A 25,809-nucleotide genomic window follows, 5' to 3' on the forward strand; every position below is an offset into this window, starting at 1 on the left:
CAGCAGCGCACCAAGTCGGTGCGAATGGCGGCTTTGCGCCACATAAGTGGTCATTTTTACACTCTTCTACCGCTACCGCACTGGCACGATTTCTGCTGGGCTATACACAGACACGGCTCCAGGGAAATCACAACATGGCAAATTTTTTCAATGAAATGACTGCAGATGAAGTGGGTACGGACAGCAAGGTACGTGAACACTATCGTGAATTTGACAGCTGGCTGGCGCAGCAGTCCCCCGACACCATCGCCCGCAAGCGGGCCGAAGCCGACCTGACGTTTCGCCGCGTCGGCATCACGTTTGCCGTGTATGGCGACGATGCGGGCACGGAACGGCTGATTCCCTTCGACACCATCCCGCGCATCATCCCCGCCGCCGAATGGGCGCAGATGCAGACGGGCCTGGTGCAGCGCGTGCAAGCCTTGAACATGTTCATCCATGATATTTATCATGCGCAAAACATCATCAAGGCCGGCATCATTCCCGCCGAGCAAATCTACAAGAATGCCCAGTACCGCCCGGAAATGCAGGGCATTGCCGTCGCTTCCGACATCTATGCGCACATCGCGGGGGTGGATATCGTGCGCGCCGGCAAGGGCGAATTTTATGTACTGGAAGACAATCTGCGGGTGCCGTCGGGCGTCTCCTACATGCTGGAAGACCGCAAGATGATGATGCGCCTGTTCCCGGAACTGTTCGCGCGCAACCGCATCGCCCCCGTCGACCATTACCCGGACATGCTGTTAGATAACCTGCGCTCGGTGGCGCCGATGGGCGTGGATGACCCCACGGTCGTCGTCATGACACCGGGCATGTATAACTCGGCCTACTTCGAACACGCGTTTTTAGCCCAGCAAATGGGCGTGGAACTGGTGGAAGGCAAGGATTTGTTTGTCAACGACAACTCGGTCTACATGCGCACCACGCGCGGGCCGAAGCGCGTCGACGTGATCTATCGCCGGGTGGACGACGATTTCCTCGATCCGCTGGCCTTCCGCTCCGATTCCTCGCTGGGCGTGCCGGGCCTGCTGTCCGTCTACCGCGCGGGGCGCGTCACCCTGGCGAACGCCATCGGCACGGGCGTGGCCGACGACAAGTCGATCTACCCTTTTGTTCCCGACATGATCAGGTTTTACCTGTCGCAAGAACCTATCCTCAACAATGTGCCCACCTACCAGTGCCGCAAAGCGGCCGATCTGTCCTACGTGCTGGCCAATCTGGCGACACTGGTGGTCAAGGAAGTGCATGGCGCGGGCGGCTACGGCATGCTGGTGGGACCGGCATCGAGCCTGGCGCAGATCGAGGACTTCCGCCAGCGCCTGCTGGCCAATCCGGGCGGCTATATCGCCCAGCCCACGCTAGCCCTGTCCGCCTGCCCCACCTATGTCGAGGCCGGCATCGCGCCGCGCCACATCGATTTGCGCCCGTTCGTGCTGTCCGGCAAGACCATTTCCATGGTGCCAGGCGGCCTGACCCGCGTGGCGCTGGGCGAAGGCTCGCTGGTGGTCAATTCCTCGCAGGGAGGCGGCACCAAGGATACCTGGGTGCTGGAACCATCGGCAGTATCGTCTGTCATCGCAGGAGAAAAAACATGCTGAGCCGCACCGCCGATCATCTGTTCTGGATGGCCCGCTACACGGAGCGGGCCGAAAACACGGCGCGCATGCTCGACGTCAACATGCAGACCTCGATGCTACCCCAGTCCGAGCAGGACGCCGAGCAGGGCTGGCGCGCCACGCTGGGCATTTCCGAGCTGCAAAGCGCGTATGACCATCGATATGGCCGCTTCCACACGCGCGACGTGCTCGACTTCATGGTGCGCGATCCGAACAACCCGTCTTCCATCTTCGCCTGCCTGACGGGTGCGCGCGAAAACGCCCGCGCCGTGCGCGGCACGCTGACGACGGAAGTGTGGGAAATCCAGAACGCCACCTGGCTCGACATGCAGCAGCGCCTGAACAGCAATCTGCTGGAAACGGACCCCAGCCAGTTCTTCGAATGGGTCAAATACCGCTCGCATTTGTCGCGCGGCGTCACTTTGGGCACCATGCTCAAGGACGAGGCGATTCATTTCATTCGCCTGGGCACTTTTTTGGAGCGGGCCGACAACACGGCGCGCATCCTCGACGTGAAGTTCCATGGCGCGCGCGACACTTCGAAAGACGTCACGCAGCGCGATTTTTACTACTGGGCGGCCCTGCTGCGCTCCGTTTCCGGCTTTGAAATCTACCGCAAGGTGTACCGCGACGTGATTACCCCGGCGCGCGTGGCTGAACTGCTGATGCTGCGCGGCGACATGCCCCGTTCCTTGCTCGCTTGCATGGATGACGTGGTGGAAAACTTGAAACACATCCGCAACGATGTTTCAGCCGATACAGAAAGGTTTGCGGGCAAGTTGCATGCGGAGCTGAAATTTGGCCACATCGACGACATCATGAAGGCGGGCCTGCACCTAACCCTGACGCAGTTTCTGGAAAACATCTATGACCTGGGCAACCGGGTCAGCCGCGACTTCCTCGTTCCCCTGGCGGCCTGATGCAACTCACCATCCGCCACGAAACCCATTACGCCTACACTGCGCCGCTGGCCTACACAATCCAGCAACTGAACCTGACGCCGCGTATCGAGCCGCAGCAGCGCTCCCTGTCCTGGCAAATCACCACGCCGGGCCAGTGCCACGCCTATACGGATGCCTACGGCAATTTGTCGCACATGCTGACCATTCACGGCAGCCATCACGCCCTGAGCCTCGTCGCACAGGGCGTGGTGGAAACCATCTACCCATATCAAGGCCGGCTGAATCTGGTCGATACCCTCTCGCCCCTGTTGTTTACCATGCCGACGCGCCTGACGCAGGCCGGCCCCGGCATTGAAGCGCTGGCTTGCGCCAGCCTGCCGGACCGGCGGATGACGGCCGGCACGGGGCACTTGCTGCGCCTGGCCGAGAACATCGTCGGCAAGGTGGCCTATGAAAGCGGCGCCACCATGGTCACCACCACGGCCGGCGACGCGCTGGCGCTGGGGCGCGGCGTGTGCCAGGACCACGCCCACCTGTTCCTGGCCTGCTGCCACGCCTGGGGCATCCCGGCGCGCTATGTGTCCGGCTATATCGATCCGGGCACGACGGGCCACGCGGCCAGCCATGCCTGGGTCGATGCCTGGGCCGAGGACAGCGATTTCGCGGGCTGGGTCAGCATCGACGTGACGCATGCGCGCCTGATGACGGATGCGTATTGCCGCCTGGCCATCGGACGCGACTACGATTCGGCCGCGCCCGTGCGCGGCGTGCGCCAGGGTGGCGGCACGGAGACCTTGCGCGTCGATGTGCAGATCATTCCCGTGTAATGGCGCAGAAACGCGGCTGGCCGGGCCTCGCAAGCAGATTGGCAGGGCCCGGCTGGTGTAGAATGCTTTCCCTTTTACGCGATTTACGACGATGACATATTGCATAGGCGTGCGCCTCGACGAAGGCCTGGTCTTCCTGTCCGACTCCCGCACCAACGCTGGCGTGGACCAGGTGGGCACCTTCCGCAAGATGAGCGTGTTTGAAAACCCGGGCGAGCGCATGCTGGTGTTGATGACGGCAGGAAACTTGTCGATCTCGCAAGCGATTCGCCAGCTGGTCGCCGAACACGTCGATGCAGACGGGCGCAGCATCTGGAACGTGACCAGCATGTACGACGCGGCGCGCATCGTGGGCGACGCCGTGCGCACCGTGCACCAGCGCGAAGCCAAAGCCCTGGCCGAGTGCGGCATCGACTTTAATGTGAGCATCATCCTGGGCGGCCAGATAGGCGCCGAGCGCTGCCGCCTGTTCCAGGTGTATTCGGCCGGCAACTTCATCGAATCGCACGATGAAAACACGTATTTCCAGATCGGCGAAGCCAAATACGGCAAGCCCATCATCGATCGGGTCATCAACCCGGCGACCCGGCTCGACGAAGCGGCCAAGTGCGCGCTCATTTCCATGGATTCGACCTTGCGCTCGAACATTTCCGTCGGCTTGCCGCTGGACTTGCTGGTCTACGCGACGGGCAGCCTGGCCGTCACGCGCTTCGTCACCATCGATGAAAAGAACCAGTATTTCCGCATGATCCGCGATACCTGGGGCGAACAATTGAAACACGTGTTCGAAGGCATCGCCGATCCCGTGTGGAACACCGCGTCGGAAACCACGACGAATGTCTTGTCATCGACCAATATGCACAGCAAGCCCGTGCGCGTGGCCCTGCCCGAGCACGTCAGCCCTGGCCCGCTGCAATCGCTGGCGCAGCAATTGCGCGACGACAAGCAACATTGACCGAAAGCGCGCCATGTGCGTGCGCCGCTGGACAAGTCCTTATTTGCGTGCTTTTATGGCAATGTGCATTGATATTCAATCCAGATTGACCCGAAAGGCAGGTGGCGCATGGACCTGATCACTTCCGCCGTCGTCGCGGCCATCGAACATGGCGCGCCCGATCACGCGCCCGAGGCCGTCGCGGCCTATTACCGGCAAATCAAGAGGGCCATCAGCAGGCTCGACAGCGCTGCCACCATTCTGGCCGCCATCGCCGCGCTGGAGGCCGCGCCTGCCAATGCGCAGCTGCAACTGGCGCTCTCTGCAGCCTTATCTACGGCCTTGTCCACGGCGAAAGTGCCGGACGACATGGCCACCCTGTTTGCCGCGCAAGGCTTGCTCGATGCGCTGGCGCACTCCACCACTGCCGCGCCTGCAGCAGTGCCTGCTGCCGTGCCCGACATGCTGGAAAAAATCGCCATCGTGTCGAACTATGCCGTGGTGAAAGTGTATTTCGCCACGGACCGGCAGCGCGACCTGGGCAAGCCGCCGGCCCAGCGTTTCAGCGGCCAGCGCAGCACGGGGCCGGACGACGGCCCGCTCAGCTATGGCAGCTGCGCCATCAGCATCCCGCGCGACCATCGCATGGGCCAGCTGGAATCGCCATCGCTGTGGCGCCTGGAATTTCGCGAAGACCCGGCCAAGCACGTGGTCTTGCTCGATGCCGAGCTGCAAGACCGCGACAACTTTTTTGCCGCCGTGAAAACCCAGGTGCGCGCCTCGGCCGGCAAGAGCGCGTTCATCTTTGTCCACGGATTCAATGTCACGTTTGAAGACGCGGCGCGGCGCACGGGGCAGATGGCCTACGACCTGGGCTTCGACGGCGCGCCCGTCTTCTACAGCTGGCCATCGCAGGGCGACATCGCCGGCTACACCATCGATGAAAACAATATCGAGTGGAGCACGCCCCACCTCACGGCCTTCCTGGCCGATTTCCTCGCCAGCACGCAAGCGGCGCAGGTATATCTGGTGGGCCACAGCATGGGCAGCCGGGGCCTGGCGCGCGCCGTGGCCGACTTGCTGGCCGCGCAGCCGCTGCTGGCGCAAAAGATTACCGAGCTCATCCTGTCCGCGCCCGACATCGACGCCGCCATCTTCCAGCACGATATCGCGCCGAAACTGGCAGGCGCGCGCAACCCCGTCACCCTGTATGCCTCGTCGCAAGACTTGGCGCTGGCTGCCTCGAAAGCCGTGCACGGCTACCCGCGCGCGGGCGACAGCGGCGCCGGCATGCTGATCGTGGCAGGCGTGGAAACCATCGACGCGACCGGGGTCGACACCAGCTTCATCAAGCATTCCTATTTTGCGGAAAAGCGCTCGGCCCTGTCCGACATGTTTTATTTGATACGCAACAATGCCCGCGCCGACCAGCGCTTTCTCGACCCCGTCGATACCGTGGCGGGCCGCTATTGGACGTTCAAACCATGACGCGGTTTCATGAGGCGCGGCACGCATGCTAAGATACGGCCATGAGGGTGCCAAAGGCACGGCGATCACGCCGCCAGCCCGTCCACCCGTAAGCAGGCCATATTATGTTGACATCTTCTTCTACGCAGCACGCCGAATCACTGATCCGCAACACCAACGCCCGCGTCACCAAGACGCGCGTGAAGGTGCTCGATTTTTTAATGGTGCAAAGCCGTTCGCTGACCCACCATGAAATCCAGCAGGCGCTGTCGCAGGACAGCGATATCGACTCCGTCACCCTGTACCGCGTGCTGGAATGGCTGACGGAAAATGAACTGGTGCACCGCATCGCCGGTGCCGACCAGGTATGGCGCTTCAGCGCCGGGGCCGGCCACCAGGCGCACGAGCACGCGCATTTCCAGTGCACCAAATGCGCCAACGTCACCTGCTTCAACGAAGTCAAGCTGCCCACGCCCGTGGCCTTGCCGGAAGGTTTTAGCGGCGACGAAGTCGATTACCTGATCAAGGGCCTGTGCCCGCGCTGCAAATAAGCGGCATCTGACATTACCTGAGCAATAGCGCCAGGTGATGCTCGTCATAGACCCTCGACGTATTGAATGAATCGACGATGGGCCGTGCGACAATTTACCTCGTCAGCTGTGCGCTAATCGAGTCTTTGCATCGTCTCAGGCACCGCGACCCAGCCATGTTGATACTGGTTGAAAATCGACACCGATGGCGCCATGAATGTCGGGTCACCGAACGCGCCGACAGGAATGGCAATAACGTCAGGCGAACCACTCAACTCAAAGAAAACGGTCGCGCCGCAGCAAGGACAAAAACTAAACGTCACACTACCGCCAGAATCACCGATCCGCACATATTGCGTGCTATTGCCACGAATGGAAACGGCCTCCCGGGCGAATCTGGCCTGCTGCCCAAATGCACTCCCGGTGCGTCTCTGGCAGGCCAGGCAGTGACACACCGAAACGCGTACTGGCGCCGCCTCGGCGCTCAGGGTCAGTTGGCCACAACTACAGTGTGCATCGTGCTTGCTCATCATGCTCCTTTTCATCGCTGCGTGCAGTATAGCTGGTGCAGTATCTTGAGGGTAAGCATTCCGCGCACCCAGCTGTATGCGACCCGAGCCACAGCAAAATACGACGGATCTTCGCAGCTCTTGATAAATATTTTACGTAAATTAATGCCTTATTCCAGTTAAAGTTCACCATGACGCTCATGCGGCCACCCGATTGACTGCGCTGGCCGCGCCCGCCACGGCCACGCAGCGGTCCAGGCCGCGGATCAGCATATCCTGCGGCAAGTCGCGGCCAATGAAAATCATCTTGCTGGCGCGCGTCTCGCCGTCGCGCCACGGTGCGCCCAGTTCCGAGCCCATCAGCATATGCACGCCCTGGAAGACGGCGCGGCATGGCGTGTCAGCAATGTTTAATATGCCCTTGTAGCGCATCAGCTGGGTGCCGATCAGCTGCACCACGGCATCGAGAAAGTTTTCCACCTGCAGCAAATCGAAGGCGTGGGCCTGGTGATACACGAACGATTGCACGCCGTCGCCATGTCGGTGGCCCAATTCGCCGAGGAAATCCGGTTCCAGCTCGACGATGGCGTTCAGGTTGAAGCCACGGATATTCAATATGTCGCGCAGCGGCACATTGCCAAAGCTGACCTTTTGCATGCTGGCACGGCAATTGATGGCGATCAAACGCTGGCGCAGGGCGGCCAGTTCGGTCTTGCTGATTAAATCCGTCTTCGACAGCAGCAGGCGGTCGGCAAAGCCCACCTGCTCCTGCGCTTCCTTGTGCATGGTGAGTTGCTGCTGCGCATGGCGCGCATCGATCACCGTCAAAATGGCGTCGAGCATGTAAAACTCGCTGACAGACGGTTCGGCAAAGAACGTTTGCGCCACGGGACCGGGCGCGGCCAGGCCCGTCGTTTCAATGATCACGTGGTCGAACGCGATGGTGCCAGCCTCGCGTTTGGCCTGCAACTCACCCAGGATGCGGATCAGGTCGCCGCGCACGCTGCAGCAGATGCAGCCATTGTTCATTTCCACGATCTGCTCGCTGCTGTCCTGCACCAGCAAGCCATGGTCGATGCTTTCGGCGGCAAATTCATTTTCGATCACGGCGATACGGTAGCCGTGGTCGCCCTGCAATATACGCTTGAGCAAGGTGGTCTTCCCGCTGCCGAGAAAACCCGTGATGATGGTGACGGGGATCAATTCTGTCATGCTGCTTTCCTCTTCAAGGTTAGTCTTCCAGTTCTTCCATGCGCTGCCATTGGGGAAAAGGGTCGGGCAGCGTGCGCCAGGCCGCCATGCCCTTGCGCGTTTCCGTGTCGTTGAGTTGACATTTCTGCAGGTTCGCCTCGATGGCGGCCTGGTCCATGTCCTGGCCGATGAAGACGATTTCCTGGTAGCGGTCGCCGTAGGTCTCGCTCCAGTCTGCATGCATTTCGGCCAGCGATTCGGCATCCGTCGGCCAGCGCTCCTTCGGCACGGACGCCCACCACAGGCCCACCGGTTCGATATTCATCAGCTTGCCCGCGCCGGACAGGCTGGCCACCCATTCGGGGCGGCTGCCCAGCCAGAAATAACCCTTGCTGCGCAGCACTCCCTTGATCGGTTGCGAGATGAAGTCGTGCAGGCGTTGCGCATGGAACGGTTCTCTCGACCGGTACACGAAACTGCCGATGCCGTAGGTTTGCGTCTCCGGCGTATGCGCGCCCGCCAGCTCCTGGGCCCAGCCAGGCATGCTTGCCGCCTGCTCCAGATTGAACAGATTCGTGCCGAGGATGGCGTCCAGCGGCACAACGGACTGGTTCGTCTCGATGATGCGCGCGCCCGGGTTCAGCGCCTTGAGGATGGCCAGCACGCGCAAGCGCTCGTCGGCAGCCACCATGTCCACCTTGTTGAGGACGATCACATTGGCAAACTCGATCTGTTCGGTGAGCAAGTTGGCCAGCTGGCGGTCGTCGCCCTCGCCCGCGATTTCGCCGCGCTGCTCCAGGCTGTCTTCGCTGTGAAAATCGGCCAGCAAGTTGGCGCAGTCGACCACGGTGACCATGCAGTCGATGCGCGCCACGTCGTTCAGGCTGTCGCCGTGCTCGTTCTCGAAGTCGAAGGTGGCGGCCACGGGCATCGGCTCACCCACGCCCGTTGATTCGATCAACAGGTAGTCGAAACGCTCTTCTGCGGCCAGGCGCCGCACTTCCAGCAACAGGTCGTCGCGCAGGGTGCAGCAGATGCAGCCGTTCGACATTTCCACCAGTTTTTCTTCCGTGCGCGACAGGGCCGCGCCGGCCGCCTCGGCGCCCTCCCCGACCAGCGAGGCGTCGATATTGACCTCGCTCATGTCGTTGACGATGACGGCCACGCGCTTGCCTTCGCGATTGCGCAGTATGTGGTTGAGCAAGGTGGTCTTGCCTGCGCCGAGAAAGCCGGACAGGACGGTGACGGGAAGTGTGCGCTGGGTCATGGAAATCCTTTGGATGAGTCGGAGAGGGGGCAATGGATGGCTTATCTTTAAATGCAAGTGTATTGCGTTTTGAATTATAATGCAGCTCACTTGCATTTGTGCGGCAATCTTTGATGCGGGCCTGGCGCCACGCCTGCCGGGGGTCGCCCGGCTCGGACAAATCGCTGCGGCCAGGCTGGCAAGGGCCGTGGCTGCCTGCGCGCAACGCCGTATCCATGCGCCCTGCACGGCTGTCATCGCGGCGTCATATGGCGGCGTTACAGTTGTGTTCTTTGCATCTTTCCGAGGGCGGTAATGAAAACAAATTGGGTCATGCTGGCGGCGCTGGCAAGTGTGGGTTTAACTGGCTGCAACGGTGGTGCAACGACGGCGCTGGTCATTCCGGAAGGCACGACGGTCACCGTGGCGTTGCTGGAAACGACGGACATCCATTCGAATGTGCTCAGCTATAACTACTACGCGCTGGCCGAAGACACCAGCCTGGGACTGGAACGCACGTCCACCCTGATCCAGGCGGCGCGCGCGGAAAATCCGAACAATGTCTTGCTCGACGATGGCGACGTCATCCAGGGCACCTTGCTGGCAGACTTGCAGGCCGTGGCCGCCCCCGTGCCGTGTACCGGCACCCTGGCCGTGCACAAGGCCATGAACGCGCTCAAGTACGACGCGGGCGGCATGGGCAACCACGAATTCAACTACGGCCTGGCGTACCTGAGCCAGATCACCAACACGGATTTCGGCATTCCCGGCGTGGCCAAGCCGGCCGGCAACTGCGGCGCGCCCACCTTCCCTTCCGTGCTGAGCAACGTCGTCGGCGTGGCCAGCGGCAAGCCCATCTTCCAGCCCTACACCTTGCTGCCGCGCGACTTCACGGCCGTGAAGCCGGACGGCAGCAAGCTCAATGTGAAAATCAATGTGGGCGTGCTGAGCTTTGTGCCGCCGCAAATCCTCGAATGGGATCAAAAAGTGCTCGCCGGCAAGGTTAGCGTGACGGGCGTGCAGGAAGCGGCCAGGCAATACGTGCCGGAACTGCGCAGCAAGGGCGCCGACATCGTCGTGGCCCTGTCGCATGGCGGCCTGGACACCAGCGCCTACAGCCCGAAGATGGAAAACGGCAGCTATCACCTGACCAGCACGGGCATCGACGCGCTGATGATCGGCCACTCGCATTTGATCTTCCCGAAAGGCAAGGAAGTGGGCGCCGCCGCGCTGGACGCCTCGTTTACCGCCTTCCCGGCCAGCGCGAAGATCGACGCCGATAACGGTTTCGTCAACGGCGTGCCCACCGTCATGGCGCAAAGCTGGGGCCGCCGCCTGGGCATCATCAAATTGACCATGGCTTACCAGGGCGGTAAATGGGTGGTGCAGCCGACCAAGACCACGGTCGAGTCGCGCGGCTTCAAGTACACGGATGGCACGACCCTGGTGAAAGCCGACCCGGCCATCGCGCCGCTGGTCGCCACCGAGCACGCGGCCACCATCGCCTACGCCAAGCAGCCGCTGGGCATCAGCACGGACTTCGAGATGTCCGCCTATTTCGCGCTGGTGGGCGACGTCAGCGCCATCCAGCTGGTGAACCAGGCGCAGCTCGACTACGTGAAGAACTTCATCGCCACCAGCACGGACGCTACCTTGTCGGGCTACAAGAATATCCCCGTCATTTCGTGCAGCGCGCCATTCAAGGCGGGCCGCAACGGACCATCGGACTTCACGGACGTGGCCGCAGGCGCCACGCCAGCCGCACCGATTGGCTTGCAGGTGCGCAATCCGGGCGATTTGTATTTATATAGCAATAACAACCTGCAAGCCGTGAAGATCAAGGGTTCGGACTTGAAGGCATGGCTGGAAACGTCGGCCAGGCAGTTTGCCCAGATCAACCCGGCCAATACCGCCGAGCAGGATCTGGTGCCCTCGTATGGCACGATTTACAACTATGACGTGTTTTACGCGGAAAACAATGCGCTGACGTACCAGATCGACGTGACGAAAGTGGCTGGCAGCCGCATCGTCAACCTCACGTACAAGGGTGCGCCCGTGGCCGATGGCGATGATTTCATCGTTGCCACCAACGACTACCGCGCCGGCGGCGGCGGCGCCGTGCCTGGCATCGACGGCAGCAAGACCATCATCAAGTCGCCGGACGCCAACCAGGCCGTGGTCAGCAATTACCTGGCGTCGCTGAGCACCAAGGGCGGCAAGGTGACTCTTGCCAACAACGGCAGTGCGCGCAGCTGGAGCTTCGTCAAGACTGCCACGGCCGGCCCCGTGATCCTGCGCTCGGCACCGGGCCACCTGGCGCTGGCGCAAAGCGGCGGCATCGCCAACGTGGCGTCCGAAGGCGGGCTCGACGCGAGCGGCTTTGCCAAGTACCGCATCGATCTCAGCAAATAAGTTGCGTTAATAGCTCTGCGGGCCGGGATTACGACTGTTCCGGCCTGTCTTTCTTGAAAGTGATCAGGATGAAACATGCTCTCTCCCTGCCCGCCATCGTGCTCGCTACCGCGCTGGCGGCCTGCCAGTCCTCGCCGCCGCCCACGGCGGCAGAAATCGAAGCCGTCGCCATGCACGCGCGCCAGGCGGGCGACCACAAGGCCGAGCGCCGTGTGCGCAGCTGGGCCAACAAGGACATGCCCGTCGCCGAGCGCGAACTGGCCCTCATTTACCAGTCCCGTCCAGCGCGCCGCGCCGATGCCTTGACCTTGTTCGAGCAGGCGGCCCGCGCCGGCGACACGGAGGCGGCGTTCGAACTGGGCCAGATGTTGCGTCCAGCTACGCCGGACCAGGCATGGCCGTGGTATCGCCAAGCGGCGCAGCAAGGCCATGCAAAAGCGGCCCTGATGCTGGGACTGCTGGCCGCAAATGGCGAAGGCGTGCCGAAAGACCCGGCAGTGGCGGCGCGCTGGCTGGAAAAGTCTGGCGAACTGGGCAACCCGCACGCCATGTTTTTGCTGTACAACGCCTACCGCGAAGGCCGCGGCGTGGCGCGCGACTTGGCCAAGGGCCGTGCCTTGCTGGAAGAAGCAGCCCACCACGAATACCCGCCCGCCATCCAGGAACTGGCCATGACGGTGCAGGCGGACGATGCCTTGCGCGCCGGCCACCTGATGAAGGAAGCGACCGAGCACCGGCATAACAACTGGAACAAGTTTTAAGCCAGGTCAAGGCCGGGCAGGATTGTTGAATGTTCCGCCCGCAACAGGCATACGCTGGGCGGGCACGGACAAGCCGTCCTTGCGCAAGCTGATCGCGAGGCAACGCATGACAGATCCCCGAAGTGGCCCCATGAAAAAGTCCGACCTGCAATTCGTGTATGCCGATGGCGCGGCGGCCGGCGACGACCCGGCGCAGCGCCACCTGCCCGACAGCGCGCTGCTGAACCGCAACGAATGGTACGAGGTGCTGTTCAGCTGCAACAGCTGGTCGGGCGGCAGCCTGGCGACGGCGCTCAAATGCGAACGACTGATCCAGCGCCACTTGCCGGCCGAGATACGCGGCCACGGGGCGGTTCTGACGTGGCTGCGGGCGAACTGGGCCAAATACCGCTGAGATGGCAGCGGTGGCGAGCGGCCTTGCGCGGCGTCAAACGTGTTGCGGAGAGTATTGCCGAGAGGCTATGATAGATTCGCCGCTTCTTCGGAGGCGGCGGGGCTGCTGCCGGCCTCGAAATGGATTACACTGAAATTGCTTTTTAGAAATCTGTTGCTCTGGACCAGCCCCGGTGAGTGCCGCATGTGCGTACTGCATGCCGACTCAACCCAGCCAGTATTTGAGTCGATACCTGGGCTCGTCCGTTGACCTCACTATAAAGAAAGAGTCCAATGAAAAAGCTGACCACCGCCTTTGGCGCACCTGTTGTGGACAATCAAAACATCCAGACGGCTGGCCCGCGTGGCCCTGCCCTGTTGCAAGATGTGTGGTTCCTGGAAAAGCTGGCCCACTTCGACCGCGAAGTCATCCCGGAACGCCGCATGCATGCCAAGGGTTCCGGTGCGCACGGTACATTTACCGTCACGCACGACATCACGCGCTATACGCGGGCAAAGATTTTTGGCGAAGTGGGCAAGAAAACGCCGATGTTTGCCCGCTTTTCCACGGTGGCCGGCGAACGCGGCGCGGCGGACGCGGAACGCGACATCCGCGGTTTCGCCCTGAAATTCTATACGGAAGAAGGCAATTGGGACTTGGTGGGCAACAATACGCCCGTGTTCTTTATGCGCGACCCGCTGAAATTCCCCGACCTGAATCACGCCATCAAGCGCGACCCGCGCACTGGCTTGCGCAGCGCCAACAGTAACTGGGACTTCTGGACTTCGCTGCCCGAAGCGCTGCACCAGGTGACGGTGGTGATGAGCGACCGGGGCTTGCCGCGCAGCTTCCGCCACATGCACGGCTTCGGTAGCCATACCTTCAGCTTCCTGAATGCGCAAAGCGAGCGTTTCTGGGTCAAGTTCACCTTTAAAACCCAGCAAGGCATCGAAAACCTGACCGATGCGCAAGCCGCGGAATTGGTCGGCAAGGACCGCGAAAGCTCGCACCGCGATTTGTATGACAGCATCGAAAACAAGGAGTTCCCGCGTTGGACCCTGTTCGTACAGATCATGCCGGAAAAAGACGCGGGCACGTATCACATCAACCCGTTCGACCTGTCGAAAGTGTGGCCGCACGGCGACTATCCGCTGATCGAAGTCGGCGTGATGGAACTGACCCGCAATGCGGACAACCACTTCGCCGAAGTCGAGCAGGCCGCCTTCAACCCGGCCAATGTGGTGCCCGGCATCAGCTTTTCGCCGGACAAGATGCTGCAAGGCCGCTTGTTCTCGTATGGCGATGCGCAGCGCTACCGCCTGGGCGTCAACCACAGCCACATTCCCGTCAACGCGCCGAAATGCCCGTTCCACAGCTACCACCGCGACGGCCAGATGCGCGTCGACGGCAACCAGGGCGGCACCCTGGGCTATGAACCGAACAGTGAGCAAGAATGGGCCGAGCAGCCCGACTTCCGCGAACCGCCCCTGAGCCTGGAAGGTGCGGCCGATCACTGGAACCACCGCGTCGACGAAGATTATTATTCGCAGCCGCGCGCCCTGTTCCAGCTGATGGCTCCGGCACAGCAGCAGGTGCTGTTCGAGAATACGGCGCGCGCCATCTCGGGCGCGTCCGATGAAGTCAAGCAACGCCACATCGGCAACTGTACCCTGTGCGACCCGGCCTATGGCGCGGGCGTGGCCGAAGCAATAGCCCGCTTGAGCAAATAAGCCGCCCACGGCAGCCAGACAGGCAAGGAAGGCCCACAAGCAGGCCTTCCTCTTTCGCTTGCAAGAGAATGGCAGCAAGAGTATGCCCGCAAAAGTACGGCCGCAAAATACGCCAGCAGGCGCCGGCCGCAGCGCCAATATGCCAGCCAGCGCCTACTAGCGCTGGATATCGATCTGGCCCGTGATACTCGTCTCTACCGGATATCCCTCGACTTGCGACGGCACGCGCCGCTTGACAGATGCGTCGCGCAGGTACAGCACGATGGCTTCCTTGCCGACGGCCGTTTGCCCCAGGCTGACGCCTTCGACGCCGTCGATGGCCAGCAAGGAGCGCTCGTTGCGCCGTTTTGCCGCTTCCAGCAGGCCCTGTGGCAGCGGCTGAGCCGGTTGGCCAAGGCTGGCGCCAGGCGCGCCTTGATCGCTGGTGCCATCGGGCAGATAAGACATGGCGGCATCTTCGAAGATGGCCGATGGCGACTGCATGAATTTACTGTTTGACATGACAAACCCTCCTGATGCTATCGATGATACACGCGGCAACCCGGCGCCTCGACGCCCGCTTGCCGGGCAGAGCCATGTGCGGCATCTATTGCTGACCATATCATCATCGTGCAAAAGGCGGCGCAGTGCAAGGCGCGCATCGCGCCGCCGGACCCCATACTTCATGTGTACAGCTTGATGTCGAGCGCCACCACCACGCGGCGCATCTGGTTGGCAAACGTGATATTGCCGCCACCGGCAAACAGCAGGCCGACGGGATTGCGCTGCTGATTCCAGGTCCAGATGGACGAGCCAGAGTCGCCGCCCGCGCTGAACGCGCCGCTCACGCCCGTGATGGCGATCTGGTCCTGGAACAGCGCGATCCTGCCGCTGCCGTAATTGACGTTGATGGTGGCGCCCAGGCCCGTGATGCGCCCCTGCGTCAATTGCGTGGTGCGTCCCGATTTTCCCACCAGCATGCCCAGCGAGGGCGCCACCAGCGCATTGCTGATGCGGAAATACGCGGGCATGCCGCCGCTCAGATAGACCAGTTCGGGCCGCACCCGGTCTGGCCAGGCCCAGCCGGTGGCGCAATCGACAAAATTGACGCCGCCGCTGAAATTGATGGGCACGAAGCGTTCCAGCACGGCGACCTGGTCTTGCGGGCAGCGGCCGCCATCGATGGGGCCGGGCTGCACAATGCAATCGTTGAACACGGCGCTGTTGGAATTGGCCAGCACGTGATTATTACTCAGTATCATCAAGCGGCTGTTGCGCGGCGCGCTGCGGCCCACGGCCAGGCAGCCGATGGAGCCAGCCGTGATGCGGAAATGTCCGACCGAGACGCCGCCCGGTGCCGGACGCAAACGGAAACGGTGGGGCTGGGCGTCGATCAAGCCCGTGACGACGATATTCACGGGCACATTGTCGCTGGCCACGGCGCGCAAGCCCATGGCGCCCACGATGGCGGCCTTGGCACGGTCGACGGAGGTTGGCTCGGCGACATACAGGGTCAGCGCCGGCATGCCCGGTTCGCCGGACGAACTGTCGCTGGCTCCCTCGCCCAGGCCGATGGACACGCCCTGGATATTGCCCCCATCGCTGAAGGCATCTGCCGCGCGCACGCCGCGCGCCTGTGAAATAGCCTGGCGCATGCCGTCTTCGATGCTGCGCTTAATTTCCAGCAATTCCATGCTGACGCCACTCAAGGCCTCGGGCACGTCCGATGCGGACGCGCTCTCGATCATGCCACCGTCCTCGCCAGGCACGGCGAACTGATTGACCGCCTCTTCATCGTCTGCAGTTTGCCCCCCGCCAGCGCTGCCCGGTGGGGCGCTGAAACCATTGTCATTGCCAAACATCATGTTCTCCTCATAGGTCGCTCGGAATATCCAGTGTGGGTACGCCACGGTGCGCGGTATTGATCTGGATTAAACTGCGCTGGCGCTGGCATACCGGGCGCGCCCTGTGCTAAAGGCGTTGGAAATAGTTCCGTTCTCAAGCTTGAGCGAGATCAGCGGTGCAGACAGGGGCTGCGCCGTATACTGGATCGACGAACTGAGAAAAGGGGCTGCTCCAGCAATGAGGTCACGATGACGAGCCTAGGCACCTAGAACGATGCAGCTGCAGGCGACGAGGCGGCGGACGCAGCGGACGCGGCGCCTGATGGGCTTGATGGCGAAGGCCAGCGCAGGTTTCGTGCGCACCATGGCCACTCGGCATGGCCGCTTATGTGGCTGAACAACGCCTGCGTCCGTGGTGCGGCACCTTTGGCGGCGTCATCGGGCAAGTCCTGCCCGCCAACGCCGCCCTCACGCCATCGTCACGCAACCGTCACGCGCGGCAGGCTTGCGCCACGTACCAGGCGATGGTCTCCCGCAAGCCTTGCGCCAGGTCGTGCGTAGGGGCATAACCCAGCAAGCGGGCCGCCTTGGCGATGTCCGCCTGTGAATGGCGCACGTCGCCGGCGCGGAAGTCGCCGTATTCAGGCGCCTGCGGCAAGTGGTGCGGATGGGAGGCAAGCAGCATCTGCTGCATGCTGGCGTGCAGCTGCGTCAGGCTGGTGCGCGCATTGACGGCCACGTTATAGACCTGGTTGACGGCTAGCGGGTTGGCGCAGGTGGCGGCCAGGATATTGGCTTGCACGGCATTGTGGACGAAGCAAAAGTCGCGGCTGGTGGCGCCGTCGCCGTGGATCTGCACGGGCTGCTTGTCCAGCATGGCCGCGATCCAGCGCGGTATCACGGCGGCGTAGGCGCCCAGCGGGTCTTGCCGGGGGCCGAAGACATTGAAGTAGCGCAACCCCACGGTTTGCGTGGCGTAGCAGCGCGCGTACACTTGCGCGTACAGTTCATTGACATATTTGCTCAAGGCATACGGCGACAGGGGCGCGCCGATGTGCTGTTCCACTTTCGGCAAGGCCGGATGGTCGCCATAGGTGGCGCTGGAAGCGGCATACACGAAGCGCCGCACGCCAGCGGCGCGGGCGGCGTCCAGCAGGTTGAGAAAACCGCTGACATTGACGGCATGGCACAGCAGCGGCTCGTCCAGCGAGCGGGACACGGACCCCAGCGCGGCCTGGTGCAGCACATAGTCGACCCTGTCACCTGTATCAGTAGCATGGGTAGGATGCGTATCGCCAGGCGCGTCACCGCCGTCACCGCCATTGGTGCTAGCCACGCTATCCACGCTGCCAGCATGGGCAACATCAGCAACATCGGCGGCATTCACGGCACCCAGCGCCCCGCCGCAGGCGCGCGCGCAGGCTTGCGGATCGCGGATATCGCCTTCGATGAAGGTGAAGCGCCGCCACGCCTGTTCGCCCACGCTGGCGCGCACCAGCGCCAGATTGTGCCGGTGGCCCGTCATGAAATTGTCCAGGCCGCGCACTTCCTGCCCCAGCTTGAGCAGGGTTTCCAGCAAATGCGAACCGATAAAGCCGGCCACGCCCGTCACCAGCCAGCGGCGCGGCGCTTGCGCCAGCTGTGCGCAAGCCTGGGCGTAAGCGCTTTCCTCTGCGGCCGGACGCATCGCTGCGTCAGGGCGTGTGCCATCGTTTGGCCGCATCGCTGCGTCCGAAGGTGCGCCATCCTTCTGAGCCGGCACTGCGTCGGCGCGCGCGCCGTTCTGTACTGAGCCCGAAGCAGCCTTGCCAGCGTCGGGCGCCATCACAGCCGCCACACGTTCAGGCCGCCAGCTTGCAATGGGCGGGGGTCGAAATGCGACTTGATGTCGATGAAACAGCCATTTTCCAGCACCTTGGACTGGAAGTCGGCCAGTGGGCGGGCCAGCAGCGCCTGATGGCACACGGCGCTGACGATGGCTTCGGCCTGCGGCAGCTGCTCCCAGCTCTCCAGCGTCAAGCCGTATTCTTCCAGCGCTTCGCGCCCGTCGGCGACGGGATCGTGCACATGCACCTGCACGCCGTACGATTGCAGCTCGTGGATCATGTCGACCACTTTCGAATTGCGCAAGTCCGGGCAATTTTCCTTGAAGGTCAGGCCCAGCACGTTCACATGCGCGCCCTTGAGCTTGAAGCCGGCACGCACCATTTCCTTGATGGTCTTTTCCGCCACGAACTTGGCCATGCCGTCATTGATGCGGCGCCCGGCCAGGATCACGTGCGGATGGTAGCCCAGCATTTCCGCCTTGTGCGTCAGGTAATAGGGGTCGACGCCGATGCAGTGGCCGCCCACCAGGCCGGGACGAAACGGCAGAAAATTCCATTTGGTGCCAGCCACCTGCAGCACTTCCAGCGTGTCGATGCCGATGCGGTCAAAAATGATGGCCAGTTCGTTCATCAGCGCAATATTGAGGTCGCGCTGCGTGTTTTCGATGACCTTGGCCGCTTCGGCCACGCGGATGCTCGAGGCCCGGTGCACGCCGGCCTCGACCACGCCTTCGTACAGCGCCGCCACCTTCTCCAGGGTGGCGCCATCGTCGCCCGACACCACCTTGCGGATGGTGTGCAAGGTGTGCGCCTTGTCGCCAGGGTTGATGCGTTCGGGCGAAAAGCCCACATGGAAGCCTTCCTTCCAGCGCAAGCCCGAATGCTGCTCCAGGATGGGAATGCAGATTTCCTCGGTGGCGCCCGGATACACGGTCGACTCATAGATGACGATGGCGCCGCGCCGCATATGGCGTCCGACGGCCGCGCTGGCGCCGGCCAGGGCTGAAAAATCGGGATTGTGCGCGCTGTCGACGGGCGTGGGCACGGCCACGACGATGAAATCGGCCTGTTCCAGCGCGGCAGGATCGCAACCGACACTGAGCCACTGCGCGGCCAGCATCTGTTCATGACTGACTTCGCCAGTCGGGTCGATATGCCGCCGGTAGCTCTCGACCTTGCGCGCCGACAAGTCAAAGCCGATGGTGCGCTGGCGCGTGCCAAACGCGACTGCCAGCTGCAAGCCCACATAACCGAGTCCCACTACCGCTACCACGCTGCCGCTGCTGTCCACGCTGCTATCCATAGAATGTGCTCCGAATGGTTGCGGCCTGACTGGCGCCGTCCAGGAAATTCTACGGTCGCCAGTCCGGCCTTTCTTGAGCAGGAACAAGAAACACGGAGTGCGCACGGCCATGGACGCCAACAATCAACGGCCTGTTGAGCGCAATCAAGGAGGCCGGCTGCCATCTTTTTAAGCTAGACCTTGCCGATCGTGCCTATCCTGCACGCCGCTACCGGAGAATTCCATGGCCCATCGTCTTTTGCGTCCCCTTTTGCGTCCGCTCCTCCACTCTTTCCCCGGCGTACCTGCCAGCGCGCTGTGCTGCGCCCTGCTGCTGCCCTTGCTGACGGCTTGCCACGGCACGCACGGCAGCGACAGCCTGCTGGTCGACGCGCAGCAGTACCGCCAGAAGGGCGAGGCGCGCGCCGCCATCATCGAGCTGAAGAACCTGCTGCAAAAAGACCCGGAGAACGCCGCTGCGCGGTTGCTGCTGGGCAGCATTTATATCGACACGGGCGAAGCGCTGTCGGCTGAGAAAGAGTTGCGCAAGGCAAAATCGCTGCGATTGCCACCGCAGCAAGTGATGCCCCTGCTGGGCAAGTCCTGGCTGATGCTGGGCCAGTTCGACAAGGTGCTGGCCGAGATCGCCGACGATGCCGCGCTGCCCCCCAGCATGCTGGCCCTGCGCGGCGACGCCCTGCTGGCTCTGGGCCGGCCAGAGGAAGCACGCAGCCTGTTTGCGCGCATGCTGGCCGATCATCCTGGCCAGGTGGAGGCGCTGATGGGCCTGGCGCGCATCGCCGCGCTGGAACAGCAAGTGACGGCCGCCGAGCTGCTGCTGGCGCAGGCGTTGACAAGCGCACCCGCCAACCTCGACGCCTTGCGCCTGCAGGGCGACCTGCAGCGCCTGCAAGGCAAGAACGACCTGGCGCGGCTGGCCTACATGCAGATTCTCAAGTTAAAACCCGACAATACCCAGGCGCATATCGACCTGGCCAACCTCGACATCGAGCAAAGCCGCTTTGCGCAGGCGGCCGCCCAGCTGGCCACGGCGCGCAAGTCGGCGCCCAACAGCCTGGGCCTGCTGCAGGCGCAGGCGCTGCTCGATTTTCGCCAGGGCAAGAACAAGGCGGCGCTGCAAGCCTTGCAGCTGGTACTCAAGGCGGCGCCCGAGCACATGCCGTCGATCCTGCTGGCCGGCGCCGTGCAGCTGGCGCTCGGTTCGCCGCAACAGGCGGAAAACTATCTGCAGCGCTTTTTGGCCGTGTACCCCCGGCATTTATATGCCGTCAAGATGATGGCCTCGATCGAATTGATGCGCGGCAAGACCGACGCTGCCATCGACCTGCTGGCGCCCGTGCTGGCCGCCTTTCCCGACGACGTGGAATTGCTGTCGCTGGTGGGCGAAGCGCATTTGCGCGCGCGCCACTACGACAAGGCCACGAGCTACTTTGAAAAGGCCAGCGGCTTGGCGCCAGACACGGCCAAGCTGCATGCGGCGCTGGGCATCAGCCGCCTGGGCATGGGCGAACACAGCCGCGCCATCGATGAGCTGGAAAGGGCCAGCATGCTCGACAAGAGCACGCCGCAAGCGGGCACCATGCTGGTGATGACCTTGCTGCGCAACGGGCAGAACGACAAGGCCCTGGCCAGCGTGCTCATGCTGGAAAAACAACAGAAAGGCACGAATCCCCTGCTGCTGAACCTGAAAGGCGGCGTCTACCTGGCCTTGCGCGATTTGCCGGCCGCGCGCGCCAGTTTCGAGCAGGCACTCGGCATCGATCCCTTGTACTTGCCGGCACTGAACAACCTGGCGCAGATCGACCTGGCCGAGAAAAAACCCGAGCAGGCGCGCCAGCGCTTCGAGCGGGCGCTGGCGAAAGCGCCGAAAAATGCCGAGTTGGGCGCGGCCCTGGCCAAGCTGGCCGCCTCGCAGGGCAAGACGGACGAAGCGCAACGCTGGCTGGAGCGCTCGCAGCGGGACAATCCCGATGCCGTCGCGCCAGCCCTGCTGCTGAGTAATTTTTACCTGAAAACGGGGGCGCCCGGGAAAGCGCTGGAACTGGCGCGCGCCTTGCAGATGGGTCACCCGGGCGACGCCGACGCGCTGGCCCTGCGCGCGCAGGTGGAGTACAGCGCCGGCGAGGCGCCGGCCGCGCTCGACAGCTACACCAGGCTGGCCAGCATACAATCGACCTCGGCGCCCTTGCAGATGCGCATCGCCAGCCTGCACCTGGCGCTGGGCGAGCATGCCAGCGCGCTGCAAGCGGTCAAGCGGGCGCAAGTGCTCGACCCCACTTTGCTCGACGCCAGGGTGATCGAAGTGGCCATGCTGCTAAGCTTGAACCGCCAGCGCGAAGCACTGGCCGTGGCCCGGCAGGTACAGCAACAGCAGCCCAAGCTGGCGGCCGGCTACAAGCTAGAGGGCGACGTGCTGATGGAACAAAAACTGCCGCAGCAAGCCGTCAAGCTGTACGAACAGGCATTTCAAATCAGCAAGATCGGTCCCCTGCAAGTGCAGCTGTACCGCGCCTTGCAAGCGTCGGGACAGGCGCGCGTAGCGGAGGCGCGCATGGCGGCCTGGCTGAAAGACCATCCCGACGACTTGCCCACGCGAACGTATTTGGCCGGTACCCAACTAGTGGCCAAACAATACCTCGCCGCCATCGAGCACTTCCAGCACATCGTTGCCAGGGATGCGGGCAACCTGGTGGCGCTGAACGACCTGGCCTGGGCCTATCTGCAAGAGAAGGACCCGCGCGCGCAGGCGACGGCCGAGCAGGCACTCAAACTGGCGCCTGAGAATCCCGCCGTGCTCGACACCCTGGGCTGGATCGTGCTGCAGCAAGGCGACCTGAAGCGCGCTACGGCACTGCTGCGCCAGGCGGCGGGACTGGCGCCGGCATCACCTGAAATCGCGTACCACCTGAGCGTGGCGCTGGCCAGGTCGGGCGACAAGGGGGCCGCGCGCAAACGGCTGGAACAATTGCTCGCCGCCAACAAGGACTTTCCGCAGCGGGCCGAAGCGCAGGCCTTGCTGAGCCAGCTCTAGGCCATGGCAGCGCACGCGGCCATGCCCAGCCTCGCGGCGCGGCCGCTGGCCCTGGTGGCGGGCGCGGCCTGCGTGCTGGCTTTGCGCCACTACCCGCTCGGCCACGGCTGGCCAGGCCTGCTGTTTGCCGCCCTGCTGCCGGCGTATTTTTTGCTGCTGTGCTGGCGCCCCGCCTGCTGGCTGTTCTGCGTGCCGGCGCTGCTGCCCGTGCTCGACCTGGCGCCTTGGACGGGCTGGTTCTTCCTCGAAGAAATCGACGTGCTGCTGTTGCTGACGGTGGCCTGCGGCTACTGGCGCCTGGGCGGCCCGGTCCAGCCGGCGGCGGCGCGGCTGTCGCCTGCCGCCCGCGCTTGCCTGCTGCTGTGCAGCCTGGCTTGGCTGGTGGCACTGCTGCGCGGCCTGCTGCCGCTGCCGCCCCTGGACGTAAATGCCTGGGACAATTATCTCAGCGCCTATAACAGCTTGCGCCTGGGCAAAGCCTGGGCCTGGAGCATGCTGCTGCTGCCGCTGCTGCGACGCGACGCGGGCACCGATGGCGTGCGCCGTTATGCGCTGCCGGGCATGCTGGCGGGACTGGCCATGGTGGCCCTGTTCACCCTGTGGGAGCGGGCCGTGTTTCCCGGCCTGTTGAACATGTCCAGCGACTACCGCACCACGGCGCCGTTTTCCGCCATGCATACGGGCGGCGCCGCCCTCGACGGCTATCTGGCCCTGAGCCTGCCGTTTGCCGCCCTGTGGCTGGCACGCGCCCACAGCCGCTGGCACATTGCGCTGGCCTTGCTGCTGCTGGCCCTGGGCCTGCATGCGGCATTCAGCACGTTTTCGCGCGGCCTGTACGCAGCCCTGCTGGCGGCCGCGCTGCTGGTTTTCTGGCAGGTGCTCGCTGCGAGCCGGCGCACGCCGCAATCTGGCCAGCTGCCGTTGCGCAGGCTGGTGCCGGTCCTGCTGCTGGCCAGCCTGGGTGCGGCATTGCTCTTATATATGTTCAGCCTGGCCGGCTACCGGGGCTTGCTGGCCGCCTTTGTGCTGCTGGGTGCAACCTTCGTGCTGGCGGCGCGGCCCCTGCCGTGGCGTTTGGCGCCGGCCAGCGTGCTGTGCGCCCTGTGCCTGCAAGCGGTGCTGGCCAGCTGGTGGCCCGAGCCAGCCGCACACCTGGCCGCCGGCTGGCTGAAAGGGCCGTATTTCTTGTTCCTGCTGGCGGCCCTGCTGCTGGCGGCCGTGCTGCTGCCCGGCACCGCAGCCGAGCATAGTCCGGCGCGCCTGGGCGTGGCCATGATGGCGTGGACCTTGCTCGCCTGCAATCTCGCCTGGATAGGCTGGCATTGGGCGGGCAGCAAAGCCTTGTTGCCCGCCGGCCTGGTCGTGCTGCTGGCCATGCTGATGCTGTGCAACGGCCGCAGGCGAGCGCCGCTGTGGCGGCTGGACCGGTCCAGCCTGGGCATCGCGGGCGCGGCCAGCATCGTCTTGCTGCTGGCCATCCCCGTCTCGGCCAGTTATTACGCCACGGAACGTTTCGCCACCAGCGCGGGCGACTTGCAGGGCCGCTTGCGCCATTGGCGCCAAGTGCTGGCCATGCAGCCGGCCGACTGGGGCAGCCGCCTGTTCGGCATGGGCCTGGGCAGCTTTCCCGCCACGTATTACTGGCACAATCCCGTGCGCGATGTGCCGGCCAGCATCTCCTACGCCGATGAAGGCGGCAATCCAGGCGATCTGCCTGATCTGCCCAATCCGACTAATCCGCCTAATCCACCCAATCGGTATGTGCGCCTGGCCAGCCCCGGCTACAGCGCCGGTTATGGCGAGCTGCTGCGCTTGCTGCAACGGCTGCCCGTGCAGCCCGGCACGCGCTACAGCCTCGCGCTCGATGCGCGCCGCGACGCTGCCATGCCCATGCCCATGCCCGTGCTGCTGGTGCGCTTGTGCCAGCGCCAGTTGCTGTATGCACAAAATTGCATCAATGCCCCGCTGCGCCTGCGCGCGAACGCGGCTGTCCATCCGGGCACGCCCGCCGCAGCCTGGCAGCACTACCAGGTACAGTTCGACAGCGGTCCGCTGGGATCGGGCGCCTGGCTGCTGCGCCCCCCCGTGCAGCTTGAACTGGCAGCGAGCGGCACGGCCAACTCGTCCGTGGTCGATATCGACAATCTCAGCCTGCGCGCGTCCGGCGGCGAGGAATTGATCGCCAATGGCCAATTTACGCAGGCAAATAACTACTGGTTTTTCAGCAGCGACCACCATCACTTGCCGTGGCATATCAAGAACCTGGCGCTGCAATTGCTGGTGGAAACGGGCTGGTGCGGTGCGCTGGCCATGCTGGGCCTGCTCAGCCTGGCAGCTCTGCGCCTGCTGCGCTGCGCCAGGCATGGCCCACTGGGCCAGGCTGGCGTGCTGGCCTGCGGCGGCGCAATGGCAGGCTTTCTCGTCGTCGGCCTGTTCGACAGCCTGCTCGACGTGCCGCGCCTGGCCCTGCTGGCCTATCTGATGCTGCTGTGCGCGCTGCTGCAGCCCCTTCCGCCCTCTTCTTCCCACCCTGCCGAAAGGTCGCCGCCATGAAAGTCTTCCTGCCCGCGCTGCTGTTCTGCCTTGGCCTTGGCCTTGGCCTGGCCGCCGCGCCATGCCGCGCCGATGCATCGCTGGCGCAAGCGATCGCCCGCGTCAAGCCGTCCATCGTCGGCGTGGGCAGCGTGCTCAAGACGCGCACGCCGCCCATGAATTTCATCGGCACGGGTTTCGTGGCCGGTGATGGCTTGAGCGTGCTGACCTGCGCCCATGTGATCGAGAAACTGCTGGACGCGAATCCGAACGAGGTCATCGGCATCCTCACGGGCCAGGGCGAGACGGCGCAATTTCGCCCCGCCAAGGTGGAGTCGATCGACACCGAACACGACCTGGCCCTGCTGCGCCTGACGGGCGCGCCGCTGCCGGCCTTGGCGCTGGGCGATGCGGCCACGGTGCGCGAAGGCCAGGCCATGGCCTTCACGGGTTTTCCGCTAGGCATGCTGCTCGGTTTGCACCACGTGACGCACCGCGCCACCGTGTCTTCGCTGACGCCGGTGGTGATGCCCAGTGAAAACGCGCAGCGGCTCGACACCCGCCGTCTGGCGCAGCTGCAAAAGTCGCCCTACACTGTATTCCAGCTGGACGCGACGGCATATCCGGGCAGCAGCGGCAGCCCTTTGTTCGACCCCGCGACGGGGCTGGTCTACGGCATCGTCAACATGGTGTATCTGAAAGGCCTCAAGGAGACAGCCATCAGCGCGCCCAGCGGCATCACCTATGCGATTCCGGGCAACTACATGCAAGCCATCTTGCTGAAAAAATAAATAAG

20 protein-coding genes are annotated in these 25,809 nt (G+C 63.5%); 13 read left to right on the forward strand and 7 right to left on the reverse strand.

All coding sequences use genetic code 11. The features are described 5' to 3' along the window. Positions 1 to 134 precede the first annotated feature (134 nt). From ACQ4W6_RS21040 to ACQ4W6_RS21065, 6 genes are all read left to right on the forward strand, one after another. Positions 135 to 1,598, forward strand: a complete 1,464-nt coding sequence (locus ACQ4W6_RS21040; protein WP_436569116.1) for a circularly permuted type 2 ATP-grasp protein — start codon at positions 135 to 137, stop codon at positions 1,596 to 1,598. Beyond that, positions 1,592 to 2,536: an alpha-E domain-containing protein gene (locus ACQ4W6_RS21045; protein WP_436569117.1), complete on the forward strand. Its 945-nt coding sequence runs from the start codon at positions 1,592 to 1,594 to the stop codon at positions 2,534 to 2,536. The genes ACQ4W6_RS21040 and ACQ4W6_RS21045 overlap by 7 nt, the downstream gene beginning before the upstream one ends. Beyond that, complete coding sequence (locus tag ACQ4W6_RS21050; RefSeq protein ID WP_436569118.1) at positions 2,536 to 3,345, forward strand: transglutaminase family protein; 810 nt, start codon at positions 2,536 to 2,538, stop codon at positions 3,343 to 3,345. The genes ACQ4W6_RS21045 and ACQ4W6_RS21050 overlap by 1 nt, the downstream gene beginning before the upstream one ends. Before the next feature lie 91 nt (positions 3,346 to 3,436). After that, complete coding sequence (locus ACQ4W6_RS21055; protein ID WP_436569119.1) at positions 3,437 to 4,300, forward strand: proteasome-type protease; 864 nt, start codon at positions 3,437 to 3,439, stop codon at positions 4,298 to 4,300. 108 nt (positions 4,301 to 4,408) lie between these two features. Beyond that, the gene (locus tag ACQ4W6_RS21060; protein WP_436569120.1) at positions 4,409 to 5,767 is read left to right on the forward strand and encodes an alpha/beta hydrolase; all 1,359 of its coding nucleotides are present in this window, start codon (positions 4,409 to 4,411) and stop codon (positions 5,765 to 5,767) included. 104 nt (positions 5,768 to 5,871) lie between these two features. Then, complete coding sequence (locus ACQ4W6_RS21065; protein ID WP_436569121.1) at positions 5,872 to 6,297, forward strand: Fur family transcriptional regulator; 426 nt, start codon at positions 5,872 to 5,874, stop codon at positions 6,295 to 6,297. A gap of 113 nt (positions 6,298 to 6,410) precedes the next feature. Here ACQ4W6_RS21065 and ACQ4W6_RS21070 read toward each other — a convergent pair whose 3' ends face one another. From ACQ4W6_RS21070 to zigA, 3 genes are all read right to left on the reverse strand, one after another. Continuing rightward, entirely contained in the window at positions 6,411 to 6,809 is a 399-nt protein-coding gene (locus ACQ4W6_RS21070; protein WP_436569122.1) for a GFA family protein, read from the reverse strand. A 174-nt stretch (positions 6,810 to 6,983) separates the two neighbouring features. Then, positions 6,984 to 7,997, reverse strand: a complete 1,014-nt coding sequence (locus tag ACQ4W6_RS21075) for a CobW family GTP-binding protein (RefSeq protein WP_436569123.1) — start codon at positions 7,995 to 7,997, stop codon at positions 6,984 to 6,986. A gap of 19 nt (positions 7,998 to 8,016) precedes the next feature. Continuing rightward, the gene (gene zigA, locus ACQ4W6_RS21080; protein ID WP_436569124.1) at positions 8,017 to 9,243 is read right to left on the reverse strand and encodes a zinc metallochaperone GTPase ZigA; all 1,227 of its coding nucleotides are present in this window, start codon (positions 9,241 to 9,243) and stop codon (positions 8,017 to 8,019) included. A 294-nt stretch (positions 9,244 to 9,537) separates the two neighbouring features. On the opposite strand from zigA, the gene ACQ4W6_RS21085 reads away from it, so the two are divergent. From ACQ4W6_RS21085 to ACQ4W6_RS21100, 4 genes are all read left to right on the forward strand, one after another. Continuing rightward, entirely contained in the window at positions 9,538 to 11,634 is a 2,097-nt protein-coding gene (locus ACQ4W6_RS21085) for a bifunctional 2',3'-cyclic-nucleotide 2'-phosphodiesterase/3'-nucleotidase (RefSeq protein ID WP_436569125.1), read from the forward strand. A gap of 68 nt (positions 11,635 to 11,702) precedes the next feature. Next, positions 11,703 to 12,395: a tetratricopeptide repeat protein gene (locus tag ACQ4W6_RS21090; RefSeq protein ID WP_436569126.1), complete on the forward strand. Its 693-nt coding sequence runs from the start codon at positions 11,703 to 11,705 to the stop codon at positions 12,393 to 12,395. A gap of 130 nt (positions 12,396 to 12,525) precedes the next feature. Then, positions 12,526 to 12,789 (forward strand): hypothetical protein, encoded by a 264-nt coding sequence (locus tag ACQ4W6_RS21095; protein ID WP_436569127.1) that lies wholly within the window; start codon positions 12,526 to 12,528, stop codon positions 12,787 to 12,789. Positions 12,790 to 13,061: 272 nt separating this feature from the next. Beyond that, positions 13,062 to 14,498 carry a catalase gene (locus ACQ4W6_RS21100; protein WP_436569128.1) on the forward strand — a complete coding sequence of 479 codons (1,437 nt, stop codon included), beginning with the start codon at positions 13,062 to 13,064 and terminating at the stop codon, positions 14,496 to 14,498. A gap of 156 nt (positions 14,499 to 14,654) precedes the next feature. Here ACQ4W6_RS21100 and ACQ4W6_RS21105 read toward each other — a convergent pair whose 3' ends face one another. From ACQ4W6_RS21105 to ACQ4W6_RS21120, 4 genes are all read right to left on the reverse strand, one after another. Continuing rightward, a complete protein-coding gene (locus ACQ4W6_RS21105; protein WP_436569129.1) occupies positions 14,655 to 14,999 on the reverse strand; it encodes a hypothetical protein in 345 nt (114 codons plus the stop codon). A 161-nt stretch (positions 15,000 to 15,160) separates the two neighbouring features. Beyond that, entirely contained in the window at positions 15,161 to 16,342 is a 1,182-nt protein-coding gene (locus ACQ4W6_RS21110; protein WP_436569130.1) for a chymotrypsin family serine protease, read from the reverse strand. A 469-nt stretch (positions 16,343 to 16,811) separates the two neighbouring features. Further along, complete coding sequence (locus ACQ4W6_RS21115) at positions 16,812 to 18,008, reverse strand: SDR family oxidoreductase (protein ID WP_436569200.1); 1,197 nt, start codon at positions 18,006 to 18,008, stop codon at positions 16,812 to 16,814. A 137-nt stretch (positions 18,009 to 18,145) separates the two neighbouring features. Further along, on the reverse strand, positions 18,146 to 19,450 hold the full coding sequence (locus ACQ4W6_RS21120; protein ID WP_436569131.1) for a nucleotide sugar dehydrogenase: 1,305 nt from the start codon (positions 19,448 to 19,450) through the stop codon (positions 18,146 to 18,148). A 223-nt stretch (positions 19,451 to 19,673) separates the two neighbouring features. Between ACQ4W6_RS21120 and prsT the strand changes: the two genes are divergently transcribed. From prsT to ACQ4W6_RS21135, 3 genes are read left to right on the forward strand one after another with little or no spacing between them, the layout of a single operon-like run. Further along, a complete protein-coding gene (gene prsT, locus ACQ4W6_RS21125) occupies positions 19,674 to 22,481 on the forward strand; it encodes an XrtA/PEP-CTERM system TPR-repeat protein PrsT (protein ID WP_436569132.1) in 2,808 nt (935 codons plus the stop codon). Positions 22,482 to 22,502: 21 nt separating this feature from the next. Beyond that, positions 22,503 to 25,034, forward strand: a complete 2,532-nt coding sequence (locus ACQ4W6_RS21130) for a hypothetical protein (RefSeq protein WP_436569133.1) — start codon at positions 22,503 to 22,505, stop codon at positions 25,032 to 25,034. Further along, on the forward strand, positions 25,031 to 25,804 hold the full coding sequence (locus ACQ4W6_RS21135) for a S1 family peptidase (protein ID WP_436569134.1): 774 nt from the start codon (positions 25,031 to 25,033) through the stop codon (positions 25,802 to 25,804). Before ACQ4W6_RS21130 ends, ACQ4W6_RS21135 begins: the two co-directional genes overlap by 4 nt. The last annotated feature ends 5 nt before the right edge of the window (positions 25,805 to 25,809 follow it).

Origin of the sequence: Janthinobacterium woesei (assembly GCF_051380875.1) — a bacterium.
GTDB lineage: Bacteria > Pseudomonadota > Gammaproteobacteria > Burkholderiales > Burkholderiaceae_D > Janthinobacterium.

What these genes read in the sequence shown, in the direction of transcription:
- ACQ4W6_RS21040 (WP_436569116.1), top strand. Translation starts at nt 135, where the DNA reads ATGGCAAATTTTTTCAATGAAATGACTGCAGATGAAGTGGGTACGGAC.
- ACQ4W6_RS21045 (WP_436569117.1), top strand. Translation starts at nt 1,592, where the DNA reads ATGCTGAGCCGCACCGCCGATCATCTGTTCTGGATGGCCCGCTACACG.
- ACQ4W6_RS21050 (WP_436569118.1), top strand. Translation starts at nt 2,536, where the DNA reads ATGCAACTCACCATCCGCCACGAAACCCATTACGCCTACACTGCGCCG.
- ACQ4W6_RS21055 (WP_436569119.1), top strand. Translation starts at nt 3,437, where the DNA reads ATGACATATTGCATAGGCGTGCGCCTCGACGAAGGCCTGGTCTTCCTG.
- ACQ4W6_RS21060 (WP_436569120.1), top strand. Translation starts at nt 4,409, where the DNA reads ATGGACCTGATCACTTCCGCCGTCGTCGCGGCCATCGAACATGGCGCG.
- ACQ4W6_RS21065 (WP_436569121.1), top strand. Translation starts at nt 5,872, where the DNA reads ATGTTGACATCTTCTTCTACGCAGCACGCCGAATCACTGATCCGCAAC.
- ACQ4W6_RS21070 (WP_436569122.1), bottom strand. Translation starts at nt 6,809, where the DNA reads ATGATGAGCAAGCACGATGCACACTGTAGTTGTGGCCAACTGACCCTG.
- ACQ4W6_RS21075 (WP_436569123.1), bottom strand. Translation starts at nt 7,997, where the DNA reads ATGACAGAATTGATCCCCGTCACCATCATCACGGGTTTTCTCGGCAGC.
- zigA (WP_436569124.1), bottom strand. Translation starts at nt 9,243, where the DNA reads ATGACCCAGCGCACACTTCCCGTCACCGTCCTGTCCGGCTTTCTCGGC.
- ACQ4W6_RS21085 (WP_436569125.1), top strand. Translation starts at nt 9,538, where the DNA reads ATGAAAACAAATTGGGTCATGCTGGCGGCGCTGGCAAGTGTGGGTTTA.
- ACQ4W6_RS21090 (WP_436569126.1), top strand. Translation starts at nt 11,703, where the DNA reads ATGAAACATGCTCTCTCCCTGCCCGCCATCGTGCTCGCTACCGCGCTG.
- ACQ4W6_RS21095 (WP_436569127.1), top strand. Translation starts at nt 12,526, where the DNA reads ATGAAAAAGTCCGACCTGCAATTCGTGTATGCCGATGGCGCGGCGGCC.
- ACQ4W6_RS21100 (WP_436569128.1), top strand. Translation starts at nt 13,062, where the DNA reads ATGAAAAAGCTGACCACCGCCTTTGGCGCACCTGTTGTGGACAATCAA.
- ACQ4W6_RS21105 (WP_436569129.1), bottom strand. Translation starts at nt 14,999, where the DNA reads ATGTCAAACAGTAAATTCATGCAGTCGCCATCGGCCATCTTCGAAGAT.
- ACQ4W6_RS21110 (WP_436569130.1), bottom strand. Translation starts at nt 16,342, where the DNA reads ATGATGTTTGGCAATGACAATGGTTTCAGCGCCCCACCGGGCAGCGCT.
- ACQ4W6_RS21115 (WP_436569200.1), bottom strand. Translation starts at nt 18,008, where the DNA reads ATGCGTCCGGCCGCAGAGGAAAGCGCTTACGCCCAGGCTTGCGCACAG.
- ACQ4W6_RS21120 (WP_436569131.1), bottom strand. Translation starts at nt 19,450, where the DNA reads ATGGATAGCAGCGTGGACAGCAGCGGCAGCGTGGTAGCGGTAGTGGGA.
- prsT (WP_436569132.1), top strand. Translation starts at nt 19,674, where the DNA reads ATGGCCCATCGTCTTTTGCGTCCCCTTTTGCGTCCGCTCCTCCACTCT.
- ACQ4W6_RS21130 (WP_436569133.1), top strand. Translation starts at nt 22,503, where the DNA reads ATGCCCAGCCTCGCGGCGCGGCCGCTGGCCCTGGTGGCGGGCGCGGCC.
- ACQ4W6_RS21135 (WP_436569134.1), top strand. Translation starts at nt 25,031, where the DNA reads ATGAAAGTCTTCCTGCCCGCGCTGCTGTTCTGCCTTGGCCTTGGCCTT.